The sequence below is a fragment of the Pelosinus sp. IPA-1 genome, from assembly GCF_030269905.1.
GTDB lineage: Bacteria > Bacillota > Negativicutes > DSM-13327 > DSM-13327 > Pelosinus.
Genome location: NZ_BSVC01000005.1, coordinates 80,811 through 100,229, shown reverse-complemented (window position 1 = coordinate 100,229; position 19,419 = coordinate 80,811). Strand labels below are relative to the sequence as shown.

Sequence of the window (19,419 nt, the reverse complement as noted above, 5' to 3'; positions counted from 1 at the left end):
AATAACAAGAATTAAACCCTATAGGGCAGCTTGTAGGACTGGATGGCAAAGAGGGGTGTAGAGGGTGTATTTGCGTATACTATATATAGACCGTATTGGAATTGTTCATGATGTTACAGGAATTTTAGCCAAGCGGAGAATTAATATTATATCAATGGAATTAGAGGAAAATAAAGTATTTCTAGAATGCCAAAGTGTATGTGGGGATGAACGTAAGGAGTGTATTGAGGAATTATCGAGTATTGTTGGCGTGCAAAAAATAGAGGAAATTTCCTTTATGCCTTCTAAGGAAAAAACGGAGCAGCTTGATGCTATATTAACCTCAGTACATGATGGTATTCTGGCTGTTAATCAAGAGGGTATGATCACGCAATACAACCCGGCTGCGGCTCGTATTCTAAATTTGCCAATAAAGAAAGCATTAGGGCAGCCCTTAGGGGACGTATTATTTAAAAAACTACTCATACAGGAAACCTTGCTAACTGGTAGTCACTATCATAATCGGGAAGTATATATTGAAAGCGGGGCTAGCTATTGTGTAGTTAGTACCATCCCCCTCAGGAATAATGGCAATGAGGTCGTAGGTGTTGTTGCCTTGATTCGTGATACTCAAGAGGTAAGGAGCCTAATGAATAATATGACGGCATCCTTGCCAATGACGTTTGCTGATATTCCCTTTGCCAGTGCCATAATGGGACAAGTGGTTAATCAGGCAAAACGCTATGCTGCTAGTGATTCGACCATATTAATTCGCGGAGAAACAGGCACAGGCAAGGAACTATTTGCTAGAGCATTACATAGTTCTTCTGCAAGGGCTCATGCTGCCTTCGTGCCAATTAATTGCGCTGCGATTCCTGAAACTTTACTGGAAAGTGAGCTTTTTGGTTATGCCGAGGGTGCATTTACTGGTGCAGTTAAAGGTGGTAAGCCAGGCATGTTTGAATTAGCAAATGGAGGAACCTTATTCCTTGATGAGGTGGGGGAGATTTCGGCCCATTTACAAGTTAAATTATTAAGGGTGCTTCAGGAACACCGCGTACGGCGGGTAGGGAGTACTAAGGAAGTAGAAATCGATGTGCGCATTATTGCAGCTACTAATCGCAATTTGGAGGACATGGTAGCGGATAAAATTTTTCGTGAGGACCTATATTATCGACTAAATGTAATACCAATTTTAGTACCGCCTCTTAGAAAACGTTTCGAGGACATTCAGCTATTAGGGGAACTTTTTCTAAAACATTTTGCCGGAAAACTACAACGTCCAGTCAACGGGTTCTCTGCTGCGGCACTGGAACGTTTACAAGATTATAATTGGCCGGGAAATGTGCGAGAATTAAAGAACTGTATTGAAAGAGCCGTTAATTTAGTTGATGGTTCAGAAGTGCAGCCTGAACATATATTTTTAGGAAGACCGTCTGGTTCTCAGGCAGCGCCACCAGCAGTACAGTTTGAAACCTATCAAACATTAGAAGAACGGTTAGCGGAGGTAGAAGTTGTTATTCTACAGGAAACCATGCGCCGTTTTCGTTCCTCTAGGCGTATGGGGGCGGTGCTAGGATTATCTCATACTGCCGTATTGAAAAAAATGCGAAAGTATAATTTTCCCATCAGTTAGATAACAAGATATGTGACAGACGTTTTTCTGTTTGTGGAAACTTTTCGTAACAGTGGAATGCATTGTGGAAACTAAAGTTTACAAGTTGCTCCAATGAAGGATAAAAAAGCAGGCTTATTACTTTTTGAAGCATAGTAGGCTGTCGTTGTAAGTAAGCAATCCTTGGACCATACCAAAAAAAATGTAAATCACTATTTTTTTATTAATTGGCATGTTTTTTGCAATATGGTATAAGATAACAATGCTAATTGCATCGTTATATATATTACTGTAATTACAAAACGAAAAAAATAGGGGGACTTACAATGATTATTGGCGTAGTTAAAGAAATTAAGAACAATGAAAACCGTGTTGGATTGACACCGGCGGGAGCAGAAGATCTTTGTAGAGCTGGGCATACTGTGCTTGTTGAGAAAAGTGCAGGTGTAGGCAGTGGCTTTTCCGATGAAAGTTATACCCAAGTAGGGGCTAAAGTGATTGCTGATAAGAAAGAATTGTTTGACTCCTCCGAAATGATTATTAAAGTAAAAGAGCCTTTAGCTCCTGAATATGATTTATTCCATGAAGGACAAATTTTATTTACCTATTTGCATTTAGCACCAGAACCTGAATTGACGAAAGCAATGTTAGAGAAAAAAGTAATTGGTATTGCTTATGAAACTATTGTAGGCCGCAATAACACCTTGCCTTTATTATCACCGATGAGTGAAGTGGCTGGTCGTATGGCTGTACAAATTGGTGCACAATTCTTAGAAAAACCTTGGGGTGGCAAAGGCATTCTCTTAGGCGGTGTACCTGGAGTTGAGTCTGGTCAAGTCGTTATTGTTGGTGGCGGTACTGTAGGTACCAATGCAGCTAAGATGGCAGTTGGTATGGGAGCTCGTGTTACTGTTCTTGATAAATCGACTGATCGTCTTGCTTACCTTGATGATGTTTTTGGCGGTAGAGTTACAACTGTAATGTCTAACAGCTATAATATTGCCAAATGGGTTAAACAAGCGGATCTTTTGGTAGGTGCTGTTCTGGTTCCTGGTGCTAAGGCTCCTAAGTTGGTAAGTGAAGAAATGGTTAAAACTATGGAAGCTGGTTCCGTGATTGTCGATGTAGCCATCGATCAAGGTGGCTCTGTAGAAACCATAGACCGTATTACAACTCATAGTGAACCGACTTATACGAAACATGGTGTAGTACATTATTCTGTAGCCAATATGCCTGGTGCAGTGGCTCGTACTTCTACCTTGGCTTTGACGAATTCAACTTTGCCATATGCTTTACAGATTGCCAATAAAGGCTGGAAGCAGGCTCTTATTGATGATGCCGGATTAGCAAGAGGTCTTAATGTTTATCTCGGGAAAGTGACATTCAAGGCTGTAGCTGATGATCAAAACTTGCCATATACTCCAGTAACAGAAATACTGGCATAAAATAAATAATTATAAGAAAACACCCTTTGCCGGGTGTTTTTTCTTTTGAAAATGCAAACTGCTTTTTGGCAGGGAAATTCGCTAGTTGGGACGAATAGTTAGTCGTTGCAGTATTGTGTTTTTGGGAAGGGTTGATTTTGTATGGCAGAAAAAAACGTTGTGGTCTTACAGCGGCGTATGGTTATATTTTTAAGTGTATTACTAGGAATGGTCCTTATTTTGCTTGGACGCATTGGGTGGTTGCAATTTGTTAATGGTGAGCGTATGACAGCAAAGATGGCGATGCAAGTAAAGGAGAGTAAAGTGCTGCAGTCGCCGAGAGGGACTATTTACGATAGAAATGGGCGGGAATTAGCTATCAGCAGTCTAACGAAATCCTTATATGCCGATCCTTCAGAGATTAAAGATCCAGATGCAATTGTGTCTCTGTTGTCTACCCTTCTGGAGATGAATCCTGTAGACCTACGGGAAAAATTAACGACAGGTGGACGGTTCATTTGGATCAAACGTATGATTGAACCAGTTGTGGCGCAGAAGATACAAGCAGTAATCAAAGAGGCGGATATTAAGGGATTGGTTTTTTTAGAAGAAAGTAAGCGCTATTATCCCAACGACAATTTAGCCGCCCAAGTTTTGGGATTTGTTGGCACGGATGACATTGGTCTTGATGGCATGGAAATGGCCTTAGATAACGTTATTAAAGGGAAATCAACCGAGCACTCAGTAGATACAGACAGTCGAGGTACTCCTATTTTTAAGTCGATTTTCACCTTTACCCCTCCGAAGCAAGGGAAAAATGTATATCTTACCTTAGATAGTGCGATCCAGTTTATTGTTGAGCAAAGTTTGGATAAAGCAATGATCGCGAATAAACCGCGTGGAGCCACCGTAATTGTTATGAATCCTCATACTGGAGAAATATTGGCGATGGCGAATCGTCCAACCTATAATCCGAACCAGTTTTACAAGTACAGTGATCAAGAGTGGAAAAATAGAGCGGTAGCATATAACTATGAGCCAGGCTCCACATTTAAAAGTATTGTTTCAGCGGCCGCTTTGCAGGAAGGCAAATTAACCCCAGAAGAGCGATTTACGGATGCCGGGTTTGTGGAAGTATCCGGGCGTCGCATACAGAATTGGAGTGGCGAAAGCTATGGTAATATTTCCTTTGTTACGGTTATAGAACAATCTATTAATACTTGTTTTGTGCAAATTGGTATGAGATTAGGAGCTTATAAGCTGACAGAATATGCTAAGCTATTTGGCTTTGGCAAAGCAACAGGTATTGAATTACCTGGAGAAGAGGAAGGCTTACTATTTGATCCAAAGGATATGCGGGATTCTGATGTGGCAACGATGTCTATTGGACAAAGTATTGCAGTCACGCCATTACAGCTTATTACCGCTGTATCAGCTATTGCCAATGAAGGCGTTCTATTAAAACCTCATATTATAAAAGAAATTCGCAATGCGGATGGTTCTATTGATCAGGAGGTAACAACTCAAACCGTTCGCCAAGCGATTACTCCTGAAACAGCAAGGATACTTACCGGATTAATGGAGAAAGTAGTATCAGAAGGTGGCGGTAAGAAAGCTTTCGTAAAAGGCTATCGTTTTGCTGGAAAAACAGGGACTGCAGAAAAACTGCAGGATAATGGCAGTGGTTATTCCGCAGGACGTTATGTGGCTTCCTTTGTTGGCTTCGGACCAGTTGAAGATCCTCAGGTTGCTGTTTTAGTTGTCCTTGATGATCCGCAAGGTGTTTATTATGGCGGTGAAATTGCAGCACCAATAGCAGGTGAAATCTTAGGGCAGATTATGCGGCATCTTGCTATCTATCCTCAAATTACATATCAAGTACCTAGCCCTAAAGAACCCCCTCAGCCTGTGAGAGATGTGTCAACAGAGATTAAAGCACCTCCAGGAAAAGTTGTGGTGCCAAATGTCACTGGTAAGAGTATACGAGAAGCCGGTGATAAAATAACACAAATTGGCCTATCAATAGTGCCTATAGGGACAGGAGTTGCCGTAAGACAAAGTATAGCCGAGAATACCATAGTTGAATCTGGAACAGAGATTACGATATATTTTGAACCACGGTAGGATGAAATAAGAAAAGACTTGGCTTAGGCCAAGTCCTCAGACGCAGGCAGAAGCCTTAGTCGTTCTTACTTGGAATCAAGGAAGTGTTATACTTTCTGATTCCGTAAATAAAGGACGGCTTGCGCCGCCCTAGGATACAAGATTAAGATTGTTTGTTAGCATCAAATTGAGCAGTAAGTGTGCTGTTAGTAGCTTGAGCAGTATTGCCACTCATGCCAGATTCGTATTGCTCAATCATTTTGCGAACCATATGACCGCCGACGCGTCCGCAATCAGCAGAAGTCATAGTATTCCAGCCTTGAGAACGTACTCGATCAGCAATACCTAGTTCGCTAGCAACTTCTAGTTTCATGCGATCAAGAGCGTTTTCAGCACCTGGGTTTACAGGTCTGTTACTTCTAGACAATATAATCACCTCCTTTATGTTGGTGTAATTCTAGTATCAACAAATTAGAAAATGATTATTCTAGTTTATCTTATGTAAATAGTTCCAAAAATTCGTTAAGGAAATGTGAAAGACGGAACTTGCTGTTGTAGCAGGAATTTATTCTTTAACGACGAAATCATTGTATGAAAATGGTAATATGGAGTGAGGCCTATGCATGAAATGTCCATTGCGCAAGGAATACTGGACATCGTACTAAAAACGGCCACAGAACATAGTGCGGTGAAGGTAACTTACATTAAGCTACTCATTGGACAGATGACGCAAGTTGAGCCTGAATCTCTCACGTTTGGATTTGCTGCTTTATCTGCTGGTACAATAGCTGACGGCGCAAAAATAGATATTACAATTGTACCTCTTGTTGGAGAATGTAGCAGTTGTGAGAAACAGTTTACAGTAGAGCGCTATTCATTTTTGTGTCCCCATTGTCACTCTGCTAATGTGACAGTGGTATCTGGACGCGAACTAGCAGTTGATTACCTGGAGGTAGAATAAAATGCAAATAAAGGTTATGGAAGGTATTCTAGATAAAAATGATCAAATTTCTGCCGAGTTGCAGGAACGATTCCGAGAATCTGGTATCCTAGTATTAAATTTGCTTGGATCACCTGGTTGCGGAAAAACAACTTTGCTAGAAAATACCATTGGAGCATTGAAAAACAAACTCTCTATGGCTGTAATTGAAGGAGATTTGTTTACAGCAAAGGATGCAGAGCGTATAGAGCAACATGGTGTCCCTGTAGTACAGATTAATACAGGTGGCGGCTGCCATCTAGATGCCAATATGGTTCGTAGTGCACTAGATTGTCTTGATCTTACAGATTTAGATGTAATTGTTATTGAAAACGTAGGAAATTTGGTTTGTCCAGCCGAATTTAATATTGGAGAAGATGTTAAGGTAACTGTACTTAGTATTACTGAAGGTGATGATAAGCCTTTAAAATATCCTTTAATATTTAAGCAGGCCAGTGCAGTCCTTTTAAATAAGGTGGATTTGCTTCCCTATACTAATTTTGATATGCAAAGTGCAGTAGGGGATATTACTAGTATTCATCCGGGGGTTACCTTATTACAGGTTTCCTGCCAAAGCGGTACCGGGTTAGAGGATTGGTATAATTGGCTTATTGAACAGGCAAGAATGAAGCGGGCAAGGAGAGCTAGTAATGTCTAATTTGCATAAATTGGCGCAGGAGATTGAGAGGGTGCGTGTGCATCTTCACGAACTAGTAGACAAAAAATCAGGTAACTTAATTGACCAGGAAGTTGCAGCTGTAAGTATAGAGTTAGATCAGTTAATAGTAGAATTTGAGAAAGCAAAAAATCAACAATAAGAATACAGGTGATTTTGAGGACTTGGCGAATATGCCAAGTCCTTTTCTTTAAAATAATGTTGCCAATTCTGCTTCTTGGGAGTAGTATAGTTTTTATTAGCAATGTAAAAGATAAAGTCGGCAAGAGGCGAGTAGAATGAAGGTTCCTTTGTCGTCTGTTTTTTCTTAGGTGAACAGGAGGGTCTATACATGAGTGAAAGGGCAGTTTGGGCAGAAATTGATTTATCAGCAATTGCGCACAATGTAAAACAAATCAGAGCAGTCACTACAAGAAATGCAAAGGTTTGTGCAGTTGTTAAAGCGGATGCGTATGGACATGGGGCAATAGCGGTGGCAAAAACAGCATTACAGGCAGGTGCTGATAGGCTGGCGGTAGCCATTGTGGCGGAAGCGATTGAATTAAGAAGGGCCGGAATCCAGGTCCCGATTTTAGTATTAGGATATACACCTACTTATCAATCTAGATTAGTGGCAGAGCATGATATTACCCAAACTATATTTTCTTTAGATACTGCTCAGGCTCTATCTGGAGCTGCTGTAGCTCTAGGTAAAACAATAAAGGTACATATCAAAATTGATACCGGAATGGCGAGAGTTGGCATACCACCTCAAGAAGCAGGAGCATTTGCGGCGGCGGTAGCTACTTTGCCCGGCATTGAAATTGAAGGTGTATATTCACATTTTGCGGATTCAGATAGTCTAGATAAGACATTTACTTTTCAACAGTATGATAAATTTATGGAAGGTATTGAATATATTAAAGGGCACAACATTAATATACCAATCCGACATATTGCAAATAGTGCAGCCTTATTAGAATTGCCTGGGATGCATCTCGATATGGTAAGGCCAGGTATCATTCTATATGGGTTATGGCCTTCTGATGAGGTGAAAAAAACCGTTGAGCTTAGACCTGCCATGAAATTCAAGACCCAAATAGGATTTATAAAGGATGTACTACCGCAAACTTCGATAAGTTATGGAAGAACTTACTTTACGCCAAAGGCAAGTCGTATAGCAACGTTACCCTTGGGTTATGCGGATGGTTGGTCCCGTTTATTAGCCAATAAGGCGGAGGTCTTGGTACATGGCTATAGGGCACCATTAGTGGGGCGGGTATGTATGGACCAGTGTATGATAGATGTGAGTAACATTCCTGGCGCCAAGATTGGTGATGAAGTACTTTTGTTTGGTGGGGCCTCGTTGCCGGTGGAAGAAGTAGCAGAAAAGATTGGGACCATTAACTATGAAGTTGTATGTATGTTAGGAAATAGGGTGCCTAGGATCTATGCGGAATGAGGTTTTTTAATATATACCATTTCTATAATTGATTCTAATTGGCTAGCAAAAGAGACACACTCGCAATAAGGGAGGGTGTCTCTTATTATTATTATTATTATTATTATTATTATTATTATTATTATTGGTTATTACGTGATAAAACTTTCTATTAACGGACACTTAAGTTCAAAGTAAAAGTCTTTTCGTTTTATATAGTAGGAAATTAATAGAATATGTCGAATATACTTAAAAACTAGTGGAGGTGTTGTCGTGGTAGATGAAAAGGATTGGGAATTGTTTAAACAAAAATTTAATGCTAAATCTAGCATTAATTTAAATGATTATAAACCAGCTCAAATGCAGCGTCGAATTAACAATTTAATGACTCGCTACGGAGCTAATACTTATGTAGATTTTTTTAATTTATTGGATAAAGATACAAAGATGTACAAAGAGTTCGTTGACTATATGACAATTAATGTTACAGAATTTTTTCGTACACCAGAGAAGTTTTCCGAGCTAGAGACCAAGGTGCTTCCAGATTTGTTAGCTCAAAGCCCGAAACTTAATATTTGGAGTGCAGGTTGTTCTGTTGGTGCGGAACCTTATTCCTTAGCAATGATATTAAAGGATGTAACACCGAATACAAAACATCGTATTCTAGGGACGGATCTTGATATTGAAATGTTGGCAAAAGCAAAAAGTGGTGTTTATACGAATACGGAATTTAAGAATATCTCAACTGGCCGAGCTACCAAATATTTTAAACAATCTGGTAGTACTTATACGATTGATGAAGATATTCGCTCTCGTGTAGAATTTAAGAAACATAATTTATTATTAGATAAATTTGAAACAGGCTTTGATCTGATTTTATGCCGTAATGTAGTTATTTACTTTACTGAGGAAGCAAAAGATGGCTTATATCGAAGGTTCTTAGCGGCCCTCAAACCTGGTGGGGTTTTATTTGTTGGTGGTACGGAGGCAATATTGAATTTCCGTGATATTGGCTTTGCTCACTATTTGCCATTTTTTTATCGTAAACCCTTATAAGCTTTAGAGTACTCCCCAGCTAGAAAGAAAGCGGAAGGAACGAAGTAAATAGTCAAGAAATATCTTGCTATTTGTGCGCTCGTCAACGGTCTGGGCAGAGACAATATCGACAGTCTTCACTGCTTGCTGGCGGACAAAAAAAACAATTTCACCGATTTTTTGCCCCTGATACACAGGGGCATTTATTTTTTCTGGGATATCAACAGAGACCGTAATATGTTCATAATCAGCAGAGGGCACCACAAGGCTAGCTATATTGCTAACTACTGCATCAATTGTTGGACTAAGACCACCTTCGACTGGGATTGAGCCTAAAATATCATTTTTATTGGCAAATTCATATAAGTCAAAGGACTCAAAGCCATATTTTAATAATTTCATGGAGTCAACCCACCGAGAATGATCATGAAGTACTACAGCAATTAATTTTTGATTGCCACGGGTGGCACTGGCAATGAGGCAGGGCCCAGCTTGATTCGTCGTTCCCGTTTTTACGCCGTCAGCTTCTTCTAGTAACCATAGTAATTTATTGGTGTTTTTCAAACTTTGATCATGCTCTTTGCCCCGGCGATCTAGCCATTCAATATTGGTTTCTTTTGTGTTGACAATGGTAGCAAAGATTGGATTTGTTAATGCGTATCTAGATATCCAGGCCAAATCGAAAGCGGTTGAATAATGACCAGGCGCAGTAAGTCCATGAGGATTGGCAAAATGGCTTGCTGTTGCATCTAAGAGTTGGGCCTTTTGATTCATTAAAGTAACGAAATCTTCGACAGTACCTGCGAGGTGTTCCGCAATGGCTACGGCGGCATCATTTCCTGAACGTAATAAAAGTCCAGTAACTAACTCTCGCATCGAGATAATCTGACCAGAGCTTAGATGCATAGAAGAACCTGCTGTATTAGCAGCCCGAGAGCTGACTTTTACCTCGTCGTCAAGATGACCACTTTCAATTGCTATGATAGCTGTCAATACTTTGGTGGTACTGGCTGGTGCATTTCGGGCATGACTGTTTTTCTCATAGAGTATTTGGCCCGTTTTGGCATCCATTAATATGGCTGCCTGGGCTTCAATCTTCGGTGGAGCACTATAAACTATTGAAATCGGTAGGTAAAGTAAAAGGCAAAATAGGAGTATGACGTTATAAATAAACCGCATCCACATTTCATCCTCCTCGTAAAAGCTCTTATAGTATATTGCTGTAAGTCTAGAATCATGCGAGTTTCCAGGCATATCTTTCTATTCTTTTGCGTAAGATCCAATGAATAAGAGCAAATTGGGAGGCTTTTCATATGAGAAGGAGAAGGTTTGGTTTTTTTGCCGGAATCTTTGGTGTAATACTATCTACCGCTGTAATCATTCAGGGGATGGTAGCGCAGCAAAACGAAGTGATAAAAAAAGTGCCCACAACTCATAAAGTAGTGGCACTGACAATTGATGATGGCCCACATTATAAAACTACGCCCCTCATGTTGGCCATTCTTAGAGAAAAAAAGGTTAAGCTAACCCTATTTATTCTCGGAGAAAATGCCGCCGCCCACCCTGAACTTTTAGCGCAGGCAGTAGCGGATGGTCATGAAATTGCTAACCATGCCTATAGTCATAAATCTTTAGCTAAGATGAGTAAGAGAGAGAGCGAAGAAGAGCTGGATAAGGCAGAAAAAGCGATTACATTAGTGGCACCGAAACCAACATTGTTTCGTCCTCCAGGGGGGGCTTATAATGACAATGTCCTAGCAGAAGCTAAGGAACGTGGTTACACTACCATCTTATGGTCTATTGATCCTGGTGATTGGCGCAGACCAAGTGTTTCACAGGTCGTTGATAATGTCATGCAGCATGTGGAACCTGGGAGTATAGTATTATTGCATGAAGGGCAATATCCATTGCCTACACCTGAAGCGATAGGCATCATAATTGATAAGCTCCGTGAGCAGGGATATAGTATTGTAACAGTGAGTGAGCTGCTGCAGTATTATGAAGTACGTAATTAGGAGATAGTTTTGGAAAAGTATTTTGCTACTCCGTCTTGTATGGCTTTAACTGTTGCCAATGAGATTGAATCAGTTGGTCGTAGCGCATAATAGTAGCAGTCCGCTCATTGCGTAAGCCTTGAATGGAGCTTAACACGTTAGGGTTAAAGGCATATACTTTATGTTTAGGTACAGTAATCGGGTTAGAATATTCTTGGAGCTTCGTTGCTACTTTCATATTCGCTTTTAGTTGTTTGATAACAACCGCAGGTTCTAATAGATCTGAACCGTCATAACGATAAATGAGGCAGTTCGGATCTATGCGGTCAATCACATTTTTGTTTTCTCCTTCGAGATAAATGCTGGAATTGCAATTGGGGCAATTTTTGACCTGTAAGGTCATCCAAGTATTACAGTTAGTACAAATCATTCCATCCATGTAGTACACCTCCGATATTATATAAAACACACTAAAAATTTGCCATCAGTGCACATATCATTTATGGTATTAAAAGCAGTACTTAGTGTGCTTTATATAGGTTGCCCAATGAGTCAGTAAATATGAAGCATTTGTGTTAATTTCCTAGGTAAAAGGTTATCTTGTATTGACAGAGAAATAGGGACAAGTAGGGTTTGGTGTGGCGCTAAAAAATAGTATTGATACAGAGGAGGTATTGTAATGTTTTGGAATCAACAAGTGGAAACGTTAGCTAAAAGTGATATGAAGGCTTGGCAACATTACAAAATAGCGAAGGTCATAGAGCGTGTTTATGAGAAAAGTATTTTATATAAAGAACGTTTTGATGAGTGTGGCGTGAAGCCAGAGGACGTCACAAAAGTAGATGAACTAGCTAGGATTCCTGTAACGACTTTTCAGGATATTGTTAGTAACTATCCTTATGGATTATTAACTATGCCTGTTAGTGGGGTTTCCTATATTCATAAAAACTCAAAGGGGGGCCTTGCAAATACGGCAATAAGTTATACAAAAAACGATATGGGTATGTGGGCGGAGCTTATATCACGCTTGTTGGTTGCTGGGGGCGTAAATATGACCTCTATTTTTCAGATTCTTAGTAAAACAGGTGAATGCAATAATCATTATAGTATGCAGTATGGAGTACAGCAAACTGGTGCAACTTGGGTAACGGATACTAATAACATAGGACAGCAGATTCAAGAAATTCAAGATTTTGGTGTTACTGCTGTATATTCCAATGCCTCTCATTTGCTGGCAGTGGCGCATGAGGCAAAAAAAGCCCAGGTCAACTTAGCAGAATTACCATTGCAAGTTATTTTTTGTGATACCCAATCCATATCTTCATACCAGGAAAAAGAGATCCAAGAACTCTATGGTAAAAGGCCGGTTGAGATTTATGGAATGCAGGATCTTTGGGGGATGGCTATAGCAGGGGAATGTCATTGCCAAGAAGGGCTACATATTCAGGAAGATTGCTTTTATGCAGAAGTTGTACATCCAATAAGTGGACAATCGTTATCTATGGGAGAAGTTGGTGAGTTAGTTCTAACGAGTCTCACCTTAGAGGCGATGCCGTTAGTTCGTTATTCCACCGGCATTCTTTGCTCTCTGGATGATAATCCATGTGCTTGTGGTCGGACGCTAGTACGTATGATGAAAAAATAAATTAATAGCAGGAAACGTGTAGATGAGAATGGAAAATCTACCTATAATATCTGGTTGTTAATCCTGCAGAAGCAGAAGAGATTGCTTTATTCCAAAGAGCCAAGATCTGCTAAAAAAATAATCTTTGGAATAGAATAAGGGGTTCTGAGATACTTATCTCAGAACCCCTTATTATTAAAATCTTTTTAATAATAGTCGCCACTATCGCGATAGCTTTTTACGATATCGATCAGGTGGTTGCTGTCTGTATTTTTGCCTAATAGTTCAAAGAAGTGATGAGAATCTTCGAAGCTCACACTCCAGGAGAAGGCTCCGTCAGCAGAATAATAGGCGAAGATGATTTCTTGCTCTAAGTCTTCTGGCATTGTTCCATCGCCATCGGTAACTAAGGCGTAATCACCATTATTTAATGTTTCATAAAGAAGAGCAGTGCAGCCATCTTCAATTTCTGTTTCATAAAAGCCAAAGGGTTCATAAAAATCTACTATTGTCTTGTCATCCATGTTGTTATCATCCTTTATTGTTAGTTGTAATAGTATAACCAACTGCTCTGGTTGGTATCTATTTTTTATCTTAATTTAGTACTGGTAATTTGACAAGTAAAAATTTTGGAGATAATAGGAGGGAAATATGGTAAAATTCTGTAAGGAATTATAAATGACAAAGGATGATGGGATGAAAATTTTAGTAGATGCCGATGCTTGTCCCAAGAATGCTCTACAGATATGTATGGAACTGGGACGTAGGTATTCTGTACCTGTGTGGACAGTAGCCAGCTTTAATCATAATATTGTGTCAGACTATCATGTGGTGGTAGGAGATGCTTCTCAAGAAGCGGATATTAAAGTACTTAATTTGACGGAGGCGAAAGATATCATCGTTACCCAGGATTGGGGATTAGCGGCAATGGTATTAGGAAAAAAGGCTAGTTGTCTTAGCCCTGTTGGGCGAGTGTTTACTAATGAAAATATTGAATTTTTGTTAGAAGAACGTGAGGTAAAAGCCAAGTTACGTCGTAGCGGTGGCCGCACCAAAGGACCGAATAAGAGAACAACGCAAGAGGATAGTCGATTTTATAGTTGTTTGGAAGAAATGCTGTCAGCCACAATCGTATAGATGCAGACAATGAGGATTGGTATTTAATTCGTTTAATAAAATTTGGACGATGTTGTGATATGCTAAGATCGAGGTGTTAAGAATGTTGGACTATTACGTAACCGTTAGCGGTTATGGTGATGCAGAAATTGAGATTCAAAAATCTCGATTTATATCCTATGTAAAACGGGTAGAAACAGAAGCGGCTGCCACCGCTTTTATTGAAGAAATAAAGAAAAAGCATTGGAACGCGACTCATAATTGTTCTGCTTATGTGGTAGGAGAGAATGACCAATATCAAAAGGCGGATGACGATGGTGAGCCATCAGGTACAGCAGGTAAACCTATTTTGGAGATTATCAAGAAAAACCAGCTTAAGGATACGGTGATCGTAGTAACTCGTTATTTTGGCGGAATTAAACTCGGGGCTGGAGGTTTAATTCGCGCTTATGGCAAAAGTGCTAGTGCGGGTCTAAAGGCGGTTGGTACGACAGAACGGCAAAATCATACTTGTATAGAAGTAACCATTGATTATACCTTTATTGGGATGTTAGAAAACCAGCTTAGAATGCAAGGATATCGAATTGAAGACAAACAGTTTACCGATAAAATAACCTTGACCGTGTTAGAGAAGGTAGGACAAGAGGAAATATTGGAGAAAAAGATTACGGATTGGACAGCTGGACAAGCAATCTTGAATCGCGGAGGGCAAATGTATGTAGATACTCCTATTTCTTTTCAGGAATAATTCGATTTATCCGATGACTAAACCGCTCTAAGACTCTCATTTTCATCTCGTTAACAGCCTGTAATATCCTGCCCTCTGGTTGGGATAACAGTCTGTAAACTCGAAGTAAGTTCGCTCTAAGGATTTTCGAATCCAAGGCTCACTTATCTCGTTAACAGCCTGTAATATCCTGCCCTCTGGTTGGGATAACAGTCTGTAAACTCGAAGTAAGTTCGCTCTAAGGATTTTCGAATCCAAGGCTCACTTATATAAGTGGGAGTTAAGAGCAGACAAGTCCCTGGATAAGAAGGGCTAAGATTCAGATGGAGTTAAAACTCCATCTGAATCAAGTCTTCTTTATCTTTGCAATGACAAGGTAAAAAATAGCTGAAGGAGGATTGGGATTGTGCGCTTTTTACATACTTCGGATTGGCACTTAGGCCGGTTGTTTCATGGGATTCACCTAACCGAAGATCAAGCTTATATTTTGGAGCAGTTTAAGGACTTGGTGCGAGAAACAAAACCCGATGCTATTTTGATAGCTGGCGATATTTACGATCGGGCAGTTCCGCCAATTGAAGCTGTGGAGTTATTAAATGAGGTTTTATCGCAAATTTTATTAGACTATAAGGTCCCTGTTATTATGATAGCTGGAAACCATGACAGTGCAGAACGTTTAGGCTTTGGCAGCCGATTATTGGCAGGTCAAGGTTTATATGTGGTAGGGTCTTTAGCAAAGGAAATTGAACCAATTACGTTGTATGACAAGTTCGGTCCGGTTTGCTTTGCGCCACTTACTTATGGTGAACCTGCATTAGTTAGGGAGCGTCTTGCTTGTCCAGAAGTTAGCACACATGAGCAAGGGATGGAAGCTATGGTACAGCAAGTAAAAATGAAGATTCCTCAAGGCTGCCGCTCGGTGGCAATAGCTCATGCTTTTATTGCAGGCAGTTTGGAGAGTGAATCAGAGCGTCCCTTATCTGTAGGTGGCAGCGGTATGGTGAGTCCGAGGGTATTTGAATCCTTTTCCTATACCGCTCTAGGACATTTGCATAACTCTCAACAGGCAGGAAGTCCGAACATTCGCTATAGTGGTTCTCTTTTAAAATATTCTTTTGCCGAAGCTTCTCAGCAGAAGGGTATTCAGATCGTAGAGATAAACCAAGAGGGTGAAGTTAAAATAGAACAAATCCCTTTATCTCCCCGCCATGATGTACGTCTGATAAAAGGAACCTTTAAAGACATAGTAGAGGGGCTACAAGATTCAGCAAATAGAGAGGATTATATCTCAGTTACCTTGCTAGATACAGAACCAATTCTAGATGCAATGGGAAGGCTGCGCCAGGTTTATCCAAACGTACTGCAGATTGAATACCCCCGATTTTCTAAAAGCGGTATGCTGGCTGGTGTAGGGGCGGACCATCGAAAACTTAGTGAAAAGGAATTATTCGCCTCTTTCTTCTCACAAATGACAGGAGAGTCGATGACGGTTCAGCAGGAGGCCCAATTAGTAACGGTACTTGAGGAGTTATATCGGCAGGAAAGAGAGGCCGGTTTATGAAACCGCTATGTTTAACGATGACAGCCTTTGGTCCTTATGCAGGGCTGCAAAAACTTGACTTTAGGGAATTGCAAGACAGGAATTTTTTCCTGATTCATGGTCCAACCGGATCGGGGAAAACTACAATTTTAGATGGTATGTGTTTTGCTCTCTATGGTGATGCCAGTGGTGTAGAGCGAGATGGGAAATCTATGCGCAGTGATCATGCAGAAGAGGTTGTTATTACAGAGGTTTCCTTTGAATTTGCGATTGGAGAGGCACGCTATCAAGTAAAACGTATTCCAGAGCAAGAACGCCCCAAGAAAAGGGGCGAGGGCAAAATGATCATGCCACCTAAGGCTGAGCTATGGAGTATTCCCTTCTCAGGCCAGCCTACACTCTTGGCATCAAAATGGTTGGATGTTACGAAGCAAATCGAAGTGGTATTGGGATTCAAAAGTAGTCAATTTAGGCAAGTGGTATTATTACCCCAAGGTGAATTTCGGAAATTACTGACTGCCAACTCAAGTGAACGACAAGAAATTATGCAAGCCTTGTTTAAGACTGATTTATACCGGACGATAGAGGATAAGTTAAAGGCAAATGCTCAGCAATTGAAAATGGCTAATGAAGAATTAACAAAGCAGCACCAGTGGATATTGCAGGAAGCAAGTGCCGCAGATTTACCTGAACTTTTGGCGAGTCTTAAAGAAAATCAAAAAGAAGCAGCGCTTTTGCTGCTGGAGATAAAAAAGGCAAAGGAACAATTACAACAGGCTCAGCAAGCGGTTAGCCAAGGGCGGGTTATTCAAGAAAAAATAAAAGAAAAAGAAAAAGCAATACAAACTCTAGCCGAACTTACTGATAAAAAAAGGGTCATAGAAGAGGAAAGAGTTAATTTCGTTCGTGCAACTGCAGCAGCAACTCTGGGAGATTTAGAAAAAAACTTACTACAGTGTGCTCAAGATGTAATGGAATTAGAAGAGAAAAGCAAAACATATTTGTTGCAGTTAGAAACAGATATCGCAAAAGAAAATGAGGCGCAGCAAATATTTACGGTTGAAGCTAAGAAAGAAGTAGAACGGAACAATATTGCCCGTGATATTCTAAGTCTGCAACAATTAGAAGGAAAAGTGGTTCTCCTGGAAGAGTCTTTGAAAGGATTGGCAGAAAATCACAAGGAGCTTACTAAAGTAGAGAATAAGAAACAAGAAGTAATGCTCAGGTGTACTCAGGCGCAGCAGAAGATGGACCAGTTGTTCGTTGAACAAGAACAATATCAGGTGCTGGCCCTGCAGGTTGGTAATAGAGAGGCACAGTGGCAGGAAGCAGAGCGTTTGCTAATAAAACGTAGATCATTCGATGAGGCATGCCAAACTTTTGCTAAGTTGGATGTGCAGGTAACTACTTCCAGAGAGCAATTGGCTGAATTTGATGAAGAATATGAAATCGTTAAAACGGCATTGCTCCAGCTGCAGGATAACTGGGTAAAGGGACAAGCGGCCTTAATGGCGAGTCATTTAGTAAAAGGTGCTAGCTGTCCTGTGTGTGGTGCAACCAATCATCCAAAGCTTGCACATTCCTCAGAAGATATGCCTGATGAAAAGCAGATCAAAAAAGCGCAAGCACAGTTAGAACTTCTAGAAAAGAAACGGGAGAAATTCCGTAGTCAGAATAGTTCACTGCAAACGGAAAAGAATACCTGGGAACTTCGAATAAAAGATTTAAAGTCTGACCTAAATGAGCACACCGGGCTTTCCGTGGCAGAGCTAGACGAAGTTACAAAAGGGTTAAGGGAACAATATGAACAAGCGGTGACCGGGGAGAAGAAAGCCAAGGAACTAGCCAAAGAATTAGAAGTATTAGTAAATGAACATAGTAAAATAAATGAGACATTAGAGCAGGTAGCGGAAGAATGGCGACAGGCTGACACTCTTTTAAAAGCAGCGGAGACGGTTCTGGCAGAGAGGCGCTTGGCGGTACCACAAGAACTTCAGGACAAAGAGAAATTGGCAAGTATGTTAAAAGATACTGAACGGAAGTGCCAAGAATATAAGATGGCTTGGGAACAAGCACAACGGAATTTACAACAAACCCAAGCACTCGTTATTAAAGATCAGACCGTATTAGAAAATATAAAGAGCCGCTTGCTAGAAGACAAAGAACGATATGAGAAAGAAAAATTACAATTTATGGTGCGTATTGGTGAAGCTGGTTTCTTAGACAAGGAAGATTATGAACAAGCTAAGAAGTCACAAGAAGGAATGCAGAGATTAAAAGAAAAGATTGCTGATTTTGATCTGGAATTCAGTGCAGCATCGATAAGAGTAGAGCAGGCTTCCCAGGCAGCAAAAGATTTAGTAATGCCAGATTTGATGCATCTAGAAGGGGTAGTAGCAGAGGACCAAGAAATGTATAATGAAGTATTTGCCGCCCATACTAATCTTGAGGCGCAAATTAAGCGGCAACAATCTTGGATAAAAAGGATAACCCAGATCGATGAAAAGGCGGACGCGGTAAAAGCTGAGTATGCAGTGGTAGGGCGCCTCGCTGAGGTAGCCAATGGTGGTAATGAACATAAATTAACGCTCCAGCGTTTTGTACTTGGAACCTTGTTAGATAATGTGATTGTAGCAGCGAATGAACGACTCAAAATGATGAGTCGAAATCGATATTATTTGCAGCGGACCATGGATCGAGCAAGAAAGAATGCAGCAGGTGGCCTAGATTTAGAAGTCTTTGATAACTATACAGGTATTGCTAGAGGTGTAGGGACCTTATCTGGTGGTGAGACATTTTTGGCCTCCTTGTCGTTAGCCTTGGGACTTGCTGATGTTGTTCAATCCTATTCAGGCGGGATACATTTAGATACGATTTTGGTCGACGAAGGCTTTGGTACCTTGGACCCTGAATCTTTAGATTTTGCGATTAAAGCATTAGTCGATTTGCAGCAGGGGGGACGTCTGGTGGGTATTATTTCTCATGTACCCGAACTAAAGGAACGAATTGATGCCCGCTTAGAAGTTATGGCAACAGAACGGGGTAGTAAAGCTTGCTTTAGAATTGGTTAATTTTTAGCTAAAATGGTTATTTTATCTATTATATACGTAGTAGCATGTTTGGTATAAGCAGGAAAAGGGCGATAAATGCCGAACTGTGAATAAGATAAAAGGATATAAAGAATTAA

General features: G+C 40.4%; 18 protein-coding genes. 14 read left to right on the top strand and 4 right to left on the bottom strand.

Translation table 11 applies throughout. The features are described from left to right. Positions 1-64 precede the first annotated feature (64 nt). From QSJ81_RS13240 to QSJ81_RS13230, 3 genes are all read left to right on the top strand, one after another. On the top strand, positions 65-1,615 hold the full coding sequence (locus tag QSJ81_RS13240; protein WP_285717850.1) for a sigma 54-interacting transcriptional regulator: 1,551 nt from the start codon (positions 65-67) through the stop codon (positions 1,613-1,615). 305 nt (positions 1,616-1,920) lie between these two features. After that, a complete protein-coding gene (ald, locus tag QSJ81_RS13235) occupies positions 1,921-3,039 on the top strand; it encodes an alanine dehydrogenase (RefSeq protein WP_285717849.1) in 1,119 nt (372 codons plus the stop codon). Positions 3,040-3,180: 141 nt separating this feature from the next. Beyond that, the gene (locus tag QSJ81_RS13230; RefSeq protein ID WP_285717848.1) at positions 3,181-5,142 is read left to right on the top strand and encodes a PASTA domain-containing penicillin-binding protein; all 1,962 of its coding nucleotides are present in this window, start codon (positions 3,181-3,183) and stop codon (positions 5,140-5,142) included. 142 nt (positions 5,143-5,284) lie between these two features. Here QSJ81_RS13230 and QSJ81_RS13225 read toward each other — a convergent pair whose 3' ends face one another. Beyond that, positions 5,285-5,548: an alpha/beta-type small acid-soluble spore protein gene (locus QSJ81_RS13225; RefSeq protein ID WP_285717847.1), complete on the bottom strand. Its 264-nt coding sequence runs from the start codon at positions 5,546-5,548 to the stop codon at positions 5,285-5,287. A 192-nt stretch (positions 5,549-5,740) separates the two neighbouring features. Between QSJ81_RS13225 and hypA the strand changes: the two genes are divergently transcribed. The 5 genes from hypA (at position 5,741) to QSJ81_RS13200 (ending at position 9,252) form a co-directional block, all read left to right on the top strand. Further along, a complete protein-coding gene (gene hypA / locus QSJ81_RS13220; RefSeq protein WP_285717846.1) occupies positions 5,741-6,082 on the top strand; it encodes a hydrogenase maturation nickel metallochaperone HypA in 342 nt (113 codons plus the stop codon). A 1-nt stretch (position 6,083) separates the two neighbouring features. After that, positions 6,084-6,758 carry a hydrogenase nickel incorporation protein HypB gene (gene hypB / locus QSJ81_RS13215; RefSeq protein ID WP_285717845.1) on the top strand — a complete coding sequence of 225 codons (675 nt, stop codon included), beginning with the start codon at positions 6,084-6,086 and terminating at the stop codon, positions 6,756-6,758. Next, positions 6,751-6,918, top strand: coding sequence for a Spo0E family sporulation regulatory protein-aspartic acid phosphatase (locus tag QSJ81_RS13210; protein ID WP_285717844.1), 168 nt, complete (start codon positions 6,751-6,753; stop codon positions 6,916-6,918). The genes hypB and QSJ81_RS13210 overlap by 8 nt, the downstream gene beginning before the upstream one ends. A gap of 189 nt (positions 6,919-7,107) precedes the next feature. Continuing rightward, positions 7,108-8,217, top strand: a complete 1,110-nt coding sequence (gene alr, locus QSJ81_RS13205; RefSeq protein ID WP_285717843.1) for an alanine racemase — start codon at positions 7,108-7,110, stop codon at positions 8,215-8,217. Between the two features lie 252 nt (positions 8,218-8,469). Continuing rightward, positions 8,470-9,252, top strand: coding sequence for a CheR family methyltransferase (locus QSJ81_RS13200; RefSeq protein WP_285717842.1), 783 nt, complete (start codon positions 8,470-8,472; stop codon positions 9,250-9,252). A gap of 3 nt (positions 9,253-9,255) precedes the next feature. Here the strand turns inward: QSJ81_RS13200 and QSJ81_RS13195 are convergent, their stop codons facing one another. Next, a complete protein-coding gene (locus tag QSJ81_RS13195; RefSeq protein ID WP_285717841.1) occupies positions 9,256-10,416 on the bottom strand; it encodes a D-alanyl-D-alanine carboxypeptidase family protein in 1,161 nt (386 codons plus the stop codon). A 128-nt stretch (positions 10,417-10,544) separates the two neighbouring features. Here QSJ81_RS13195 and QSJ81_RS13190 point away from each other — a divergent pair, with 128 nt between their 5' ends. Beyond that, on the top strand, positions 10,545-11,246 hold the full coding sequence (locus QSJ81_RS13190; RefSeq protein WP_285717840.1) for a polysaccharide deacetylase family protein: 702 nt from the start codon (positions 10,545-10,547) through the stop codon (positions 11,244-11,246). A 25-nt stretch (positions 11,247-11,271) separates the two neighbouring features. Here the strand turns inward: QSJ81_RS13190 and QSJ81_RS13185 are convergent, their stop codons facing one another. Beyond that, on the bottom strand, positions 11,272-11,664 hold the full coding sequence (locus QSJ81_RS13185; protein ID WP_285717839.1) for a hypothetical protein: 393 nt from the start codon (positions 11,662-11,664) through the stop codon (positions 11,272-11,274). A gap of 240 nt (positions 11,665-11,904) precedes the next feature. On the opposite strand from QSJ81_RS13185, the gene QSJ81_RS13180 reads away from it, so the two are divergent. Next, positions 11,905-12,870 (top strand): phenylacetate--CoA ligase family protein, encoded by a 966-nt coding sequence (locus QSJ81_RS13180; RefSeq protein WP_285717838.1) that lies wholly within the window; start codon positions 11,905-11,907, stop codon positions 12,868-12,870. A gap of 185 nt (positions 12,871-13,055) precedes the next feature. On the opposite strand, the gene QSJ81_RS13175 is transcribed toward QSJ81_RS13180, so the two are convergent. After that, positions 13,056-13,373, bottom strand: a complete 318-nt coding sequence (locus tag QSJ81_RS13175) for a hypothetical protein (RefSeq protein ID WP_038674649.1) — start codon at positions 13,371-13,373, stop codon at positions 13,056-13,058. A 172-nt stretch (positions 13,374-13,545) separates the two neighbouring features. On the opposite strand from QSJ81_RS13175, the gene QSJ81_RS13170 reads away from it, so the two are divergent. From QSJ81_RS13170 to QSJ81_RS13155, 4 genes are all read left to right on the top strand, one after another. Beyond that, entirely contained in the window at positions 13,546-13,986 is a 441-nt protein-coding gene (locus QSJ81_RS13170) for a YaiI/YqxD family protein (protein ID WP_285717837.1), read from the top strand. 82 nt (positions 13,987-14,068) lie between these two features. Next, positions 14,069-14,713, top strand: a complete 645-nt coding sequence (locus QSJ81_RS13165; RefSeq protein WP_285717836.1) for a YigZ family protein — start codon at positions 14,069-14,071, stop codon at positions 14,711-14,713. Positions 14,714-15,098: 385 nt separating this feature from the next. Next, entirely contained in the window at positions 15,099-16,253 is a 1,155-nt protein-coding gene (locus tag QSJ81_RS13160; protein ID WP_285717835.1) for an exonuclease SbcCD subunit D, read from the top strand. Beyond that, positions 16,250-19,303, top strand: coding sequence for an AAA family ATPase (locus tag QSJ81_RS13155; RefSeq protein WP_285717834.1), 3,054 nt, complete (start codon positions 16,250-16,252; stop codon positions 19,301-19,303). The genes QSJ81_RS13160 and QSJ81_RS13155 overlap by 4 nt, the downstream gene beginning before the upstream one ends. The last annotated feature ends 116 nt before the right edge of the window (positions 19,304-19,419 follow it).

Bases quoted from the DNA above. Each gene is read 5' to 3' on its own strand.
- ald (WP_285717849.1), top strand. From the start codon at position 1,921: ATGATTATTGGCGTAGTTAAAGAAATTAAGAACAATGAAAACCGTGTT.
- QSJ81_RS13230 (WP_285717848.1), top strand. From the start codon at position 3,181: ATGGCAGAAAAAAACGTTGTGGTCTTACAGCGGCGTATGGTTATATTT.
- hypA (WP_285717846.1), top strand. From the start codon at position 5,741: ATGCATGAAATGTCCATTGCGCAAGGAATACTGGACATCGTACTAAAA.
- hypB (WP_285717845.1), top strand. From the start codon at position 6,084: ATGCAAATAAAGGTTATGGAAGGTATTCTAGATAAAAATGATCAAATT.
- QSJ81_RS13210 (WP_285717844.1), top strand. From the start codon at position 6,751: ATGTCTAATTTGCATAAATTGGCGCAGGAGATTGAGAGGGTGCGTGTG.
- alr (WP_285717843.1), top strand. From the start codon at position 7,108: ATGAGTGAAAGGGCAGTTTGGGCAGAAATTGATTTATCAGCAATTGCG.
- QSJ81_RS13195 (WP_285717841.1), bottom strand. From the start codon at position 10,416: ATGTGGATGCGGTTTATTTATAACGTCATACTCCTATTTTGCCTTTTA.
- QSJ81_RS13190 (WP_285717840.1), top strand. From the start codon at position 10,545: ATGAGAAGGAGAAGGTTTGGTTTTTTTGCCGGAATCTTTGGTGTAATA.
- QSJ81_RS13185 (WP_285717839.1), bottom strand. From the start codon at position 11,664: ATGGATGGAATGATTTGTACTAACTGTAATACTTGGATGACCTTACAG.
- QSJ81_RS13180 (WP_285717838.1), top strand. From the start codon at position 11,905: ATGTTTTGGAATCAACAAGTGGAAACGTTAGCTAAAAGTGATATGAAG.
- QSJ81_RS13175 (WP_038674649.1), bottom strand. From the start codon at position 13,373: ATGGATGACAAGACAATAGTAGATTTTTATGAACCCTTTGGCTTTTAT.
- QSJ81_RS13170 (WP_285717837.1), top strand. From the start codon at position 13,546: ATGAAAATTTTAGTAGATGCCGATGCTTGTCCCAAGAATGCTCTACAG.
- QSJ81_RS13165 (WP_285717836.1), top strand. From the start codon at position 14,069: ATGTTGGACTATTACGTAACCGTTAGCGGTTATGGTGATGCAGAAATT.
- QSJ81_RS13155 (WP_285717834.1), top strand. From the start codon at position 16,250: ATGAAACCGCTATGTTTAACGATGACAGCCTTTGGTCCTTATGCAGGG.